We start from the raw sequence: 13,448 nt of genomic DNA, 5'->3' as shown, positions 1-13,448 counted from the left end.
GGTGACGGCCATCGAGGCGACCGCCGGGCGGGGCACCGTCCGGCGGCTCGCCGGGGCACTGCACCGCCGCCCCCGGCTGCGGCTGACCCTGCTGCTGACCGCCCCGCTGCTGTGGCTGGCGGTGCTCTACCTCGGTTCGCTCGCCGTGCTGTTCGTCTCCGCCTTCTGGACGACCAACTCCTTCACCTCCGAGGTCGTGAAGGTCTGGTCGACCGACAACTTCCGCGAACTGTTCACCACGCCCGTCTACCGCCAGGTCATCCTGCGCAGCGTGGGCGTGGCCCTCGCGGTCACCGCCCTGTGCGCGGTGATCGCCTTCCCGCTCGCCTTCTACACCGCCCGCGTGGCGAAGCCGAAGTGGCGGCCGCTGCTGGTGGTCGCCATCCTCACGCCCCTGTGGGCGAGTTACCTGGTCAAGGTGTACGCCTGGCGGCTGATCCTGTCCGAGGGCGGGCTCGCCGACTGGATGCTGAAGCCGTTCGGACTGAGCGGGCCGGGGTTCGGACTCCCGGCCACCGTCCTGACGCTGACGTACCTCTGGCTGCCGTACATGATCCTGCCGATCCACACGGCGCTGGAGCAGCTGCCCGCCAACTTGCTCGACGCGTCCGCCGACTTGGGCGCGAAGGGCTGGCGCACCTTTCGGTCGGTGGTGCTGCCGATGGTGCTGCCGTCCGTCGCCGCCGGGTCGATCTTCACGTTCTCGCTCAGCCTCGGCGACTACATCACCGTGCAGATCGTCGGCGGCAAGACCCAGCTGATCGGCAATCTCGTCTACTCCAACATCGAACTGAACCTGCCGATGGCCGCGGCGCTCGCGACCGTGCCGGTCGTGGTGATCGTGGTGTATCTGCTGGCTGTGCGGCGCACGGGTGCGTTGAGCAGCTTGTGAGAGGACTGTGCTGTGTCACATACCACTGAGTCGAGAGGGTGCTGTGTCGCATGCCACTGACCCGATCCGCTCGTATCGCCCTCCGTGTCGCCGCCGGCCTCGGCTTCGCCGTGATCTACGTCCCGCTCCTGCTCGTCCTCGTCAACTCCCTGAACCCGGACCGCAGCGCGAGCTGGCCGCCGCCCGGCTTCACCCTCCACTGGTGGTCCGTCGCCTGGCAGAACTCCGGTGCGCGGGAAGCCCTTTGGGTCTCGGTCAAGGCGGGCCTCGGCGCCACCGCCATCGCCCTGGTCCTCGGCACGCTGATCGCCTTCGCCGTCGCCCGGCACCGGTTCTTCGGCCGTGACGCCATCTCCTTCGTCGTCGTCCTGCCGATCGCCCTGCCCGGCATCGTCACGGGCATCGCCCTCAACTCGGCCTTCGGCACGGTACTTGCGCCCCTCGGCGTGGGCCTCGGCCTGTTCACCGTGGTCGTCGGGCACGCCACCTTCTGCATCGTCGTCGTCTTCAACAACGTCGTGGCGCGGTTGCGCCGCACCGCCGGCTCGTACGAGGAGGCGGCGATGGACCTGGGCGCCAACACCTTCCGCGCCTTCGCCGACGTCACCTTCCCGCTGGTGCGCTCGGCGCTGTTCGCGGGCGGACTGCTCGCGTTCGCGCTCTCCTTCGACGAGATCGTGGTGACCACCTTCACCGCAGGACCGGGCGTCGAGACGCTCCCCATCTGGATCTTCAACAACATGACCCGCCCGCAGCAGGCACCGGTGGTGAACGTGGTGGCGGCCGTACTCGTTCTGCTGTCCGTCGTCCCGATCTACGTCGCTCAGCGGCTGTCGGCGGATACGGCGACGGGGAGCCGGGTGTGAAGCGTGTTCACGCACTGTTCCCACCCTCGGTGGTATGTGACATAGTACTGGCGTGAGTCAGCCACTGACCTGCGATGTCGTGGTGGTCGGCGCCGGCATGACAGGCGCCGCCTCAGCCCTGTACGCCTCCCGCGCAGGCCTGGACGTCGTCGTCGTGGACCGTGGCCCGGTGGCCGGCGGCACGACCGGCGCGGGAGAGGGCAACCTCCTCGTGTCCGACAAGGAGCCCGGCCCGGAGCTCGACCTCGCACTCCTGTCGAACCGCCTGTGGAGTGAACTGGCCCAGGAGTTCGGGGAGTTCGTCGAGTACGAGGCCAAGGGCGGCGTCGTAGTGGCCACTTCACCCGGCGGCCTCACCGCACTGGAGCGCTTCGCCGCCGAGCAGCGTGCGGCCGGAGTCGTCGCCGAACCTGTCGCGGGTGACGCGCTGTACGGCCTCGAACCCCATCTCGCCCCCGGTCTGCCCGGCGCCGTGCACTACCCGCAGGACGCCCAGGTCATGCCCGCCCTCGCCGCCGCCCACCTCCTCCGGGCCTCGGGCGCGCGCCTGCTCACCGGCCGGACCGTCACGGACGTCCGGCGCTCAACGGACGGGATAGTGCTCGGAGTTGGCACCGATCAGGGCGTCATCCACGCCCCGGCGGTGGTCAACGCGGCCGGCACCTGGGGTGCCGAGGTCGCCGCGCTCGCGGGCACCCACCTGCCCGTCCTCCCACGGCGCGGCTTCGTCCTCGTCACCGAACCGCTCCCGCGCAGGGTCCACCACAAGGTGTACGCCGCCGACTACGTGGCCGACGTGGCCAGCGACTCGGCCGCGCTGCAGACCTCGCCGGTCGTGGAGGGCACCGCCGCGGGACCCATCCTCATCGGCGCGAGCCGCGAACGGGTCGGTTTCGACCGGTCGTTGTCGCTGCCGGCCCTGCGGGCCCTCGCGGCGGGCGCGACCCGGCTGTTCCCCTTCCTGTCCGACGTCCGCGTCATCCGCTCCTACGCCGGCTTCCGCCCGTACATGCCCGACCACCTGCCCGCCATCGGCCCCGACCCCCGGGTTCCCGGCCTCTTCCACGCCTGCGGGCACGAGGGCGCGGGCATCGGGCTCGCCACCGGCACCGGGCACCTGATCGCGCAGGCGCTGACCGCGAAGACGCCCGAACTGGACCCGGCACCGTTCCGCCCCGACCGCTTCCCCCTCCCCGAGGAGGCCGCGTGAGCTCCCCACTGGACCTGACCGAGGCCCACCCGCGCCCGCCCTTCACGGTCACCCTGGACGGCCGTGAGATCGAGGCGCTGCCCGGCCAGACGGTCGCCGCCGCGCTCTGGGCGGCGGGCGTCACGTCCTGGCGCACCACCCGTGGCGCGGGCCGCCCGCGCGGCGTCTTCTGCGGGATCGGCGTCTGCTTCGACTGCCTGGTGACCGTCAACGACCGCCCGGGCCAACGGGCTTGCCTGGTTCCCCTGCAGCCGGGCGACGCGATCCGCACCCAGGAAGGGACCGGCCACGATGACTGACCGACCCCACCTCGCCGTCATCGGCGCGGGCCCGGCGGGCCTCGCCGCGACCGTGGCCGCCGCGGCGCACGGAGTCCGGGTCACCCTGCTCGACTCGGCGGAGCAGGCGGGCGGCCAGTTCTACCGGCAGCCGGCCGCCGAACTCCGCGCGGCCCGACCGCAGGCACTGCACCACGCGTGGCGGACGTGGGAACGGCTGCGGGACGCGCTCGACACGCACGTAAGGGCAGGTACGGCAAGGCACTTGACGGACCATCATGTCTGGTTCGTCGAGCGGCATCCCGACCGGCTCACCGTGCACGCGCTGCTCGGCCCCGAGCAGGAGGACCCGGTGGCCGTACACGCCGACGCCGTGCTCCTGGCCACCGGCGGCTACGAGAAGGTGCTGCCCTTCCCCGGCTGGACCCTCCCCGGTGTCCTTACCGCGGGCGGCGCCCAGGCCATGCTCAAGGGGACCCTCGCGGTGTCCGGACGCACCGCCGTGGTCGCCGGGACCGGACCGCTGCTGCTGCCCGTGGCGGCCGGCCTCGCGGCGGCGGGTGTGGAGGTCGCCGCGCTCGTCGAGTCCGCCGCCCCCAAGGCGTTCGTACGGCGGACCCGGGCGCTGGCGGCACAGCCGGGCAAGGTCGCCGAAGGGGCGGGATACGCCGCCCAGTTGCTCCGGCACCGCGTGCGCACCCTCGCCCGGCACACCGTCGTGGAGGCGCACGGCACCGAACGGCTGGAGGCCGTGACCGTCGCCGCCCTCGACGGTGAGGGACGGGTCCGGCCCGGCACCGAGCGCCGCATCCCCTGCGACACCCTCGCCGTCGGCCACGGCATGCTCCCGCACACCGACCTCGCCGACACCCTCGGCTGCCGCCTCGACGGCCTGAACGTCCACGTCGACGACGAGCAGCGCACCGACGTGCCCGGCGTCTGGGCCGCGGGGGAGACCACCGGCATCGGCGGCTCGGCCCTCGCGCTGGCCGAGGGCCACATCGCGGGACGCTCCGCCGCGGCCCGCCTCGGGGGCGGCGCACCGGACCCGCGCGAGTGGGCCGCGGCCCTGAAGTCCCGTACCCGACTACGGGAGTTCGCCGCCGCGCTCGACTCCGTGTACGCCCCGCCCGCCCACTGGACCGAGCAGATCACCGACGACACCGTCGTGTGCCGTTGCGAGGAGGTCACCGGCGGCGCGATCCGCGAGGCCGTCGCGGAGCTCGGCGCCGGCGACGTACGCACGGTCAAGCTGCTGACCCGGGCCGGCATGGGCTGGTGCCAGGGCCGGATGTGCGCACCCGCGGTCGCCGGGCTCGCCGGGTGCGAACTCACCCCGTCCCGGCGGCCGTTCGCGCGCCCCGTACCGCTCGGTGTCCTCGCCCGCGAGGACACTCACCCCACCGATGGAGAGCTCTCATGACCGACCACCGCCCCTGGCGCGGCGTCCTCGTCGCCACCGCGCTGCCGCTGAACGACGACCTCTCCGTGAACCACGACAAGTACGCCGAGCACTGCGCCTGGCTCGTCGAGAACGGCTGCGACGGCGTCGTCCCCAACGGCTCGCTGGGGGAGTACCAAGTACTCACCCCCGAGGAGCGGGCCAAGGTCGTCGAGACGGCCGTCGACGCGATCGGCGGGCAGCGCGTCATGCCCGGCGTCGCCGCGTACGGGTCCGCGGAGTCCCGGCGCTGGGCCGAGCAGGCGCGCGACGCCGGCTGCCACGCGGTGATGCTGCTGCCGCCCAACGCCTACCGCGCCGACGAGCGTTCGGTCCTCGCCCACTATGCCGAGGTCGCGAAGGCGGGGGTGCCGATCGTGGCGTACAACAACCCGATCGACACCAAGGTCGACCTCGTACCGGAACTCCTAGCGAAGCTGCACGGGGAGGGGTACATCCGTGCCGTCAAGGAGTTCTCCGGAGACGTCCGCCGCGCCTACCGGATCGCCGAACTCGCCCCGGAACTGGACCTGTTGATCGGTGCCGACGATGTCCTGCTGGAGCTCGCGATCGCGGGTGCGAAGGGCTGGGTGGCCGGATACCCGAACGCTCTGCCCGCCGCGAGCGTCGAGTTGTACCGGGCGGCCGTCGACGGGGACCTGGCCACCGCGGGCCGCCTCTACCGGCAGCTGCACCCGCTGTTGCGCTGGGACTCCCAGGTGGAGTTCGTACAGGCGATCAAGCTGTCGATGGATGTGGTCGGGCGGCATGGTGGTCCGGTCCGGCCGCCCCGGATGCCGTTGCTGCCCGAGCAGGAGGCGGCCGTCCGTGCCGCCACCGAGAAGGCCGTCGCCGCCGGACTCGCATAACGGAGGACCGACCACCATGCGCAGCAAACTCGTCCTGCACGCCGTCGACTCGCACACCGAGGGCATGCCCACCCGCGTGATCACCGGCGGGATCGGGACCATCCCCGGTGCGACGATGAACGAGCGGCGGCTGTACTTCCGCGAACACCGAGACGACATCAAGCAGTTGCTGATGAACGAGCCGCGCGGCCACTCCGCGATGAGCGGCGCGATCCTCCAGCCGCCAACCCGGCCGGACTGCGACTGGGGCGTCGTCTACATCGAGGTGTCCGGCTATCTGCCCATATGCGGGCACGGCACGATCGGTGTCGCGACCGTGCTCGTCGAGACCGGCATGGTCGAGGTCGTCGAGCCGGTCACCACGATCCGCCTCGACACCCCGGCCGGACTCGTCGTCGCCGAGGTGGCGGTGGAGGGCGGCGCGGCGAAGGCGGTGACGCTGAGGAACGTACCGTCGTTCTCGGTCGCGCTGGACCGCAAGGCGACACTGCCTGACGGATCGTCAGTGACCTATGACATGGCCTACGGCGGGAACTTCTACGCCATCCTGTCGCTGGACCAGTTCGACCTCCCCTTCGACCGCTCCCGCAAGGACGACATCCTCAAGGCGGGCCTGTCCCTGATGGACGCCATCAACGCCGAGGAGGAGCCCGTCCACCCGGAGGACCCGTCCATCCGTGGCTGCCACCACGTCCACCTCTACGCCCCCGGCTCCACCGCCCGCCACTCCCGGCACGCGATGGCGATCCACCCCGGCTGGTTCGACCGCTCACCGTGCGGCACCGGCACGAGCGCCCGCATGGCTCAACTGCACGCCCGCGGCGAACTCCCCCTGCACACCGAGTTCGTCAACGAGTCGTTCATCGGCACCCGTTTCACCGGCCGCCTCCTCGGCGCGACCGAGGTCGCGGGCCGCCCCGCGGTCCTGCCCAGTTTCACCGGCCGCGCCTGGATCACCGGCACCGCGCAGTATCTGCTGGACCCGGAGGACCCGTTCCCCGCGGGATTCGTCCTGTAGACGCCCCCGATAATGTCCGGTGACCCAAGGAGGACGATCATCATGGCCCAGCTGCAAGGCCCCGCCATCCCCTCACTCGGCGGCAGGAAGCCCAACTTCAGGGAAAAGGTCGTGGACGTGCTGCGGGCCGCGCTGATCTCCGGCGAACTGCGCCCCGGCCAGGTGTACTCGGCGCCGGCCCTCGCCCCCCGCCTGGGCGTCTCCGCGACCCCGGTGCGTGAGGCGATGCTCGAGCTGGTCAAGGAGGGCATGGTCGAGATCGTCCCGAACAAGGGGTTCCGGGTCACCGCCGTTTCCGAGAAGCAGCTCGACGAGTACACCCACATCCGGTCCCTCATCGAGATCCCGACGACGGTCGCCCTCGCGACCACCGCGGACCCGGACGACCTGAAGGCGCTCCGCCCGTTCGCCATGGAGATCGTCACCTCGGCCAAGAAGGGCGACCTCATCTCCTACGTCGAGGCCGACCTGCACTTCCACCTCGGCCTCCTGGCCCTCGCCGGCAACGAGCATCTCGTGGAAGTCGTACGGGACTTGAGGCGTCGTTCGCGGCTGTGGGGACTGACCGCCCTGGTCGAGGCGGGGCGGCTGGAGGCCTCCGCCATGGAGCACGTGGAACTCCTCGACGCGCTGCTCGCGCGGGACCCCGAAGCCGTGCGTGAGGTGATGACCCGGCACCTGGGCCACGTCCGGGGGCTGTGGGCCGGGCACTGACGCGACTACGCAAGCCGTTTGCGTTTATTGCGCTATTCTTGCGCGCATGACGCGACGACTTGCTGAGGTGGCGAAGAAGGTCGGGGTCAGCGAGGCCACGGTCAGCCGGGTGCTCAACGGCAAGCCCGGAGTCTCGGAGGCCACCCGGAAGGCGGTGCTGTCCGCCCTGGACGTCCTCGGCTACGAGCGGCCCACGCAGCTGCGCGGCGAACGCGCACGGCTCGTGGGCCTCGTGCTGCCGGAGCTGCAGAACCCGATCTTCCCGGCGTTCGCCGAGGTGATCGGCGGCGCCCTCGCCCAGCTCGGCCTGACACCGGTGTTGTGCACGCAGACCAAGGGCGGCGTCTCCGAGGCGGACTACGTGGAGCTGCTGCTGCAGCAGCAGGTCTCCGGTGTCGTGTTCGCCGGCGGCCTGTACGCCCAGGCCGACGCCCCGCACGACCACTACCGGCAGCTCGCCGAGCGCAACATCCCGGTGGTGCTGGTCAACGCGTCCATCGACGACCTCGGCTTCCCGGGCGTCTCCTGCGACGACATGGTCGCGGTGGAGCAGGCCTGGCGGCACCTCGCCTCGCTGGGGCACGAGCGGATCGGGCTGGTGCTGGGTCCGGCCGACCACGTCCCGTCGGCGCGCAAACTGGCCGCCGCACAGGCGATGGGGGACCTCCCGGACGAGCATGTCGCCCGGGCCATGTTCTCGATCGAGGGCGGTCACGCGGCGGCCTCCCGGCTCATCGACCGGGGTGTCACGGGCATCATCTGCGCCAGCGACCCCCTGGCGCTCGGGGCGATCAGGGCCGCGCGCCGCAAGGGACTGGACGTCCCCTCCCGGGTGTCGGTCGTCGGCTACGACGACTCCGCGTTCATGAACTGCACCGAGCCCCCGCTGACGACCGTCCGCCAGCCCATCGAGGCCATGGGGCGGGCGGCCGTCGAGCTGCTGAACACGCAGATCAGCGGCAGTGCCGTAGCGGCCGAAGAGCTGCTGTTCGAGCCGGAGTTGGTGGTCCGGGGGTCTACCGCACAGGCACCTCGTCCCTGACAACCACCCGGCTGTCGAATAATTACAGATTCTGCGCGACATCTTGCGGGTGGATGTCGGCGGTGCTTGAGTGTGCGGCGCCAGCACGGTGGTGTGCGTCGCCCGCCGCCGTGGGCTTCCCAGCTCCTGCCCAGAGGGGTCCACCGATGAGAAGCACCGGGTTCCGCCGTACCTTCGTCGCGCTCAGCGCCTGTTCCCTCGCCCTCACCGCCTCGGCCTGCGGGTCGAGCGACGACGACTCGGCGAGCGGCAAGACCCGCATCACGGTCAACTGCGAGCCGCCCAAGAGCGCCAAGGTCGACCGGCGGTTCTTCGAACAGGACATCGCCTCCTTCGAGAAGCAGAACCCGGACATCGACGTCGTCGCGCACGACGCGTTCCCCTGCCAGGACCCGAAGACCTTCGACGCCAAGCTCGCCGGCGGGCAGATGGAGGACGTCTTCTACACGTACTTCACCGACGCCAGGCACGTCGTCGACATCAGGCAGGCGGCCGATCTCACCCCGTACATCAAGGAGTTGAAGAGCTACGACACCCTCCAGAAGCAGCTGCGCGACATCTACACCGTCGACGGGAAGATCTACGGCATCCCGCGCACCGGCTATTCGATGGGCCTGATCTACAACCGCGCACTCTTCGAGAAGGCGGGCCTGGACCCCGACCGGCACCCGGCCACCTGGGCAGAGGTCCGCGCCGACGCCAAGAAGATCGCCGCGCTCGGCGGCGGCACCGTCGGATACGCCGACTACAGCGCCCAGAACCAAGGGGGTTGGCACTTCACCGCCGAGCTCTACTCGCAGGGCGGCGACGTCGTCGGCGCCGACGGCAAGAAGGCCACCATCGACACCCTCGAGGGCCGTGCCGTCCTGCAGAACCTGCACGACATGCGGTGGACGGACAACTCGATGGGCAGCAAGCAGCTCCTCGTCATCAACGACGCCCAGCAGCTGATGGGTTCGGGCAAGCTCGGCATGTACCTCGCCGCCCCCGACAACATCCCGATCCTGGTCAAGGAGAAGGGCGGCGACTACAAGGACATCGCCCTCGCCCCCATGCCCGGCGGCAAGGGCACGCTCATCGGCGGCGACGGCTACATGTTCAACAAGCACGACACGCCCGCCCAGATCAAGGCCGGCCTCAAGTGGCTCGACCACATGTTCCTCACCCCCGGCAAGGGCTTCATCGGCGACTACGCCCGCGCCAAGAAGGCGGACGCCCCGGTCGGACTGCCCGAGCCGCGCCTGTTCACCGGCGCCGCCGACGCCAAGGACCAGCAGGTCAAGAAGGCCAACGCCAACGTGCCCGTGGAGAACTACCAGTCCTTCCTGGAGGGCAACCACACCCTCCAGATGAAGATCGAGCCGCCCGACGCCCAGCAGCTCTACTCCGTCCTCGACGGTGCCGTCTCCGCCGTGCTCACCAAGAAGGACGCCGACATCGGCCAGCTGCTGAAGGACGCCTCCGACAAGATCGACGGCATCCTGGCGCGGGGCTGACCGCAATGACCAGGACCACCGCAGCGCGTCGGCCCGCCCCCGAGGCGATCGCCGTACGCCCGGTGCAGGCGCCGCCCCCGGCAGGGGACCGGAGGCGGCGCCGCCTCGCCGACCAGGCCCGCGCCTACGCCTTCCTCCTCGGCGGCCTCGTCTGCTTCGCCCTGTTCTCCTGGTACCCGGCGATCCGCGCCGTCGTGATCGCCTTCCAGAAGTACACGCCGGGCTCACCCCCCGAGTGGGTCGGCACCGCCAACTTCACCCGCGTCTGGCACGACCCCGAGTTCACCGCCGCCTGGCGCAACACCCTCACCTTCACGCTGCTCGCCCTGCTGCTCGGCTTCGCGATCCCCTTCGTGATGGCCCTCGTCCTCAACGAACTCCGGCACGCCAAGGCCCTCTTCAGGGTTGTGGTCTACCTGCCGGTGATGATCCCTCCGGTGGTCAGCGCCCTGCTGTGGAAGTGGTTCTACGACCCCGGAGCCGGCCTCGCCAACGAGGCGCTGCGCTTCCTGCACCTGCCCACCTCGAACTGGTCCAACGGCGCCGACACCGCCCTCATCTCCCTTGTCATCGTGGCCACTTGGGCCAACATGGGCGGCACCGTTTTGATCTACCTGGCCGCCCTCCAGTCCATCCCCGGCGAGCTGTACGAGGCCGCCGAACTCGACGGCGCGAACCTCCTCCAGCGCATTCGGCACGTGACGATCCCCCAGACCCGGTTCGTCATCCTGATGCTGATGCTCCTTCAGATCATCGCGACCATGCAGGTCTTCACCGAGCCGTTCGTGATCACGGGCGGCGGCCCGGAGAACGCCACCGTCACCGTCCTCTACCTGATCTACAAGTACGCGTTCCTCTACAACGACTTCGGCGGCGCCTGCGCGCTCAGCGTCATGCTCCTCGTGCTGCTCGGCGCCTTCTCCGCCGTCTACCTGCGGCTCACCCGCTCCGGAGAGGAGGACGCGTGAGCGCCACCCGGACCCTCGTCTCCCCGGCGACACTCGCTCGCCCGCGCGGCAGGACCGTCTACTGGACCGTGTTCACCGTCGTCCTCGTACTGTTCGCGCTCGCCTTCCTGTTCCCCGTCTACTGGATGGTGAGCGGCGCGATGAAGTCGCCGGACGAGGTGGCGCGGACCCCGCCCACGATCGTCCCCGAGCACTGGCACCTGAGCGGCTACACCGACGCCTGGGACCTCATGCAGCTGCCGCAGCACCTGTGGAACACGGTGGTCCAGGCGGCCGGAGCCTGGCTGTTCCAGCTGGTCTTCTGCACGGCCGCCGCCTACGCCCTCTCCAAACTCAGGCCCGCCTTCGGCAAGTTGATCCTCGGCGGCATCCTCGCCACCCTGATGGTCCCGGCCCAGGCCCTCGTCGTACCGAAGTACCTGACCGTCGCCGACCTCCCCCTGATCCACACCAGCCTGCTCAACGACCCCCTCGCCATCTGGCTGCCGGCCGTCGCCAACGCCTTCAATCTGTATCTGCTCAAGCGGTTCTTCGACCAGCTTCCCCGCGACGTCCTGGAGGCCGCGGAGATCGACGGCGCCGGGAGGCTGCGTACGCTCTGGTCGATCGTGCTGCCCATGTCGCGACCGGTGCTCGGCGTCGTGTCGATCTTCGCGCTGGTCGCCGTGTGGCAGGACTTCCTGTGGCCGCTGATGGTCTTCTCCGACACCGGCAAACAGCCGATCAGTGTGGCACTGGTCCAGCTGTCGCAGAACATCCAACTGACCGTGCTTATCGCCGCGATGGTGATCACCAGCATCCCCATGGTCGCGATGTTCCTGCTCTTCCAGCGGCACATCATCGCCGGGATCAGCGCGGGCAGCACGAAGGGCTGACGCCGCCCCGTCCGCAGAGTCCGCCCCGTCCACAGAAAGGGAAGCTCAGTGGGACAGCCCACCCATGCCCCGAAGGGCCACGACTGGTGGCGCTCCGCCGTCATCTACCAGGTCTACGTCCGCAGCTTCGCGGACGGCGACGGCGACGGCACCGGCGATCTCGCCGGCGTCCGTGCCCGACTGCCCTACCTCGCCGAACTCGGCGTCGACGCCCTGTGGTTCAGCCCCTGGTATCTGTCGCCGATGAAGGACGGCGGCTACGACGTCGCCGACTACCGGGCGATCGACCCGGCCTTCGGCACCCTCGCCGAGGCCGAGAAGCTCATCGCGGAGGCGCGGGAACTGGGCATCCGCACCGTCGTCGACATCGTGCCCAACCACGTCTCCGACCAACACCCCTGGTTTCAGGCCGCGTTGGCGGCAGGTCCCGGCAGCCCGGAACGCGAGCTGTTCCACTTCCGGCCCGGACGCGGCCCCGGCGGCGAACTCCCGCCCAACGACTGGCCGTCCCAGTTCGCCGGCTCCACCGAGCCGGTGTGGACGCGGCTGCCCGACGGTGACTGGTACCTGCACCTGTTCACGCCCGAACAGCCCGACCTCAACTGGGCCCATCCGGCCGTCCGTCAGGAGCACGAGGACATCCTGCGCTTCTGGTTCGAGCGTGGAGTGGCGGGCGTCCGCATCGACTCGGCCGCACTGCTCGCCAAGGACCCGGACCTGCCGGACTTCGTCGAGGGCCGCGACCCGAACCCCTTCGTCGACCGCGACGAACTCCACGACATCTACCGCTCCTGGCGGGCGGTGGCCGACGACCACGACGGCGTCTTCGTCGGCGAGGTCTGGCTCCCGGACGCCGAGCGCTTCGCCCGCTACCTGCGCCCCGACGAACTGCACACCGCCTTCAACTTCTCGTTCCTGTCGTGTCCTTGGGACGCCGGGCGACTGCGGACGTCGATCGACACGACCCTCGCCGAGCACGCACCCGTGGGCGCCCCCGCCACCTGGGTGCTGTGCAACCACGATGTCACCCGCACGGTCACCCGCTACGGCCGCACGGACACCGGCTTCGACTTCGCCATCAAGGCCTTCGGCACCCCGACCGACCTCGCCCTCGGCACCCGGCGCGCCCGCGCCGCCGCCCTGCTCTCGCTCGCCCTGCCCGGCGCCGTCTACGTCTACCAGGGCGAGGAGCTGGGCCTGCCCGAGGCCGACATCCCGCGCGACCGCATCGAGGACCCGATGTACTTGCGCTCCGGCGGCACGGACCCGGGGCGCGACGGCTGCCGGGTGCCGCTTCCGTGGGTGGCCGACGCGCCGTACGCGGGATTCGGCAGTCGCGAGGAGCCCTGGCTGCCGCAGCCGGTCGACTGGACCTCGTACGCGGTGGATCGCCAGTCCGCGGACGCCGGCTCGATGCTCGCCCTCTACCGCGCGGCCGTCAGGCTCCGCCCGGTGTTCGGCGAAGGCCCCCTCATGTGGCTGCCCGCACCCGAGGGTGTCCTCGCCTTCGCCCGCGCGCACGGCGTGATGTGCCTGGTGAACCTGGTCGACCGGCCCGCCGACCTCCCCTCCGGCACCCAACTCCTCCTCGCCAGCGGCCCCTTGGACGCCGAGGGTCGACTGCCGAAGGACACCGCGGTCTGGCTGCGCGCCTGAGACCACACCCGGCCGCATCCGACCGCAGCACCCCGCTATCCCCGCCCCCCACCACGAAGGGATCAGCACATGCATAGAACTGTCAGGGGCATGCCAGCAGCAATGGTGGTCGCCCTCTCCGCA

At 70.5% G+C, this 13,448-nt stretch carries 13 protein-coding genes; all 13 read left to right on the top strand.

Annotated elements, in window-relative coordinates; translation table 11 throughout:
• The first annotated feature begins 1 nt into the window (after position 1).
• The 13 genes from OG303_RS10915 to OG303_RS10855 all read left to right on the top strand — a co-directional run bounded on the left by OG303_RS10915 (position 2) and on the right by OG303_RS10855 (position 13,325).
• Positions 2-892, top strand: a complete 891-nt coding sequence (locus OG303_RS10915) for an ABC transporter permease (RefSeq protein WP_405867301.1) — start codon at positions 2-4, stop codon at positions 890-892.
• Between the two features lie 50 nt (positions 893-942).
• Entirely contained in the window at positions 943-1,758 is an 816-nt protein-coding gene (locus tag OG303_RS10910; RefSeq protein WP_405867299.1) for an ABC transporter permease, read from the top strand.
• A 52-nt stretch (positions 1,759-1,810) separates the two neighbouring features.
• Positions 1,811-2,968 carry an NAD(P)/FAD-dependent oxidoreductase gene (locus tag OG303_RS10905; protein WP_405867297.1) on the top strand — a complete coding sequence of 386 codons (1,158 nt, stop codon included), beginning with the start codon at positions 1,811-1,813 and terminating at the stop codon, positions 2,966-2,968.
• The gene (locus OG303_RS10900) at positions 2,965-3,267 is read left to right on the top strand and encodes a (2Fe-2S)-binding protein (protein ID WP_405867295.1); all 303 of its coding nucleotides are present in this window, start codon (positions 2,965-2,967) and stop codon (positions 3,265-3,267) included. Before OG303_RS10905 ends, OG303_RS10900 begins: the two co-directional genes overlap by 4 nt.
• Positions 3,260-4,669, top strand: coding sequence for an FAD-dependent oxidoreductase (locus OG303_RS10895; RefSeq protein ID WP_405867293.1), 1,410 nt, complete (start codon positions 3,260-3,262; stop codon positions 4,667-4,669). The genes OG303_RS10900 and OG303_RS10895 overlap by 8 nt, the downstream gene beginning before the upstream one ends.
• Positions 4,666-5,556 (top strand): dihydrodipicolinate synthase family protein, encoded by an 891-nt coding sequence (locus OG303_RS10890; RefSeq protein ID WP_405867291.1) that lies wholly within the window; start codon positions 4,666-4,668, stop codon positions 5,554-5,556. Before OG303_RS10895 ends, OG303_RS10890 begins: the two co-directional genes overlap by 4 nt.
• 16 nt (positions 5,557-5,572) lie before the next feature.
• Positions 5,573-6,574, top strand: a complete 1,002-nt coding sequence (locus tag OG303_RS10885; protein WP_405867289.1) for a proline racemase family protein — start codon at positions 5,573-5,575, stop codon at positions 6,572-6,574.
• 42 nt (positions 6,575-6,616) lie between these two features.
• Positions 6,617-7,288 (top strand): GntR family transcriptional regulator, encoded by a 672-nt coding sequence (locus OG303_RS10880; RefSeq protein WP_405867287.1) that lies wholly within the window; start codon positions 6,617-6,619, stop codon positions 7,286-7,288.
• 46 nt (positions 7,289-7,334) lie between these two features.
• Entirely contained in the window at positions 7,335-8,330 is a 996-nt protein-coding gene (locus tag OG303_RS10875; RefSeq protein ID WP_405867285.1) for a LacI family DNA-binding transcriptional regulator, read from the top strand.
• A 146-nt stretch (positions 8,331-8,476) separates the two neighbouring features.
• Entirely contained in the window at positions 8,477-9,826 is a 1,350-nt protein-coding gene (locus tag OG303_RS10870; protein WP_405867283.1) for an ABC transporter substrate-binding protein, read from the top strand.
• 5 nt (positions 9,827-9,831) lie between these two features.
• Complete coding sequence (locus tag OG303_RS10865; protein ID WP_405867281.1) at positions 9,832-10,794, top strand: carbohydrate ABC transporter permease; 963 nt, start codon at positions 9,832-9,834, stop codon at positions 10,792-10,794.
• Positions 10,791-11,669 (top strand): carbohydrate ABC transporter permease, encoded by an 879-nt coding sequence (locus tag OG303_RS10860; RefSeq protein ID WP_405867279.1) that lies wholly within the window; start codon positions 10,791-10,793, stop codon positions 11,667-11,669. Before OG303_RS10865 ends, OG303_RS10860 begins: the two co-directional genes overlap by 4 nt.
• 48 nt (positions 11,670-11,717) lie before the next feature.
• Positions 11,718-13,325 (top strand): glycoside hydrolase family 13 protein, encoded by a 1,608-nt coding sequence (locus OG303_RS10855; protein WP_405867277.1) that lies wholly within the window; start codon positions 11,718-11,720, stop codon positions 13,323-13,325.
• The last annotated feature ends 123 nt before the right edge of the window (positions 13,326-13,448 follow it).

Source organism: Streptomyces sp. NBC_00005 (assembly GCF_045160215.1).
GTDB lineage: Bacteria > Actinomycetota > Actinomycetes > Streptomycetales > Streptomycetaceae > Streptomyces.
Note: the sequence above shows the minus strand (reverse complement) of the source record. Positions and strands in the feature narration are given on the sequence as shown.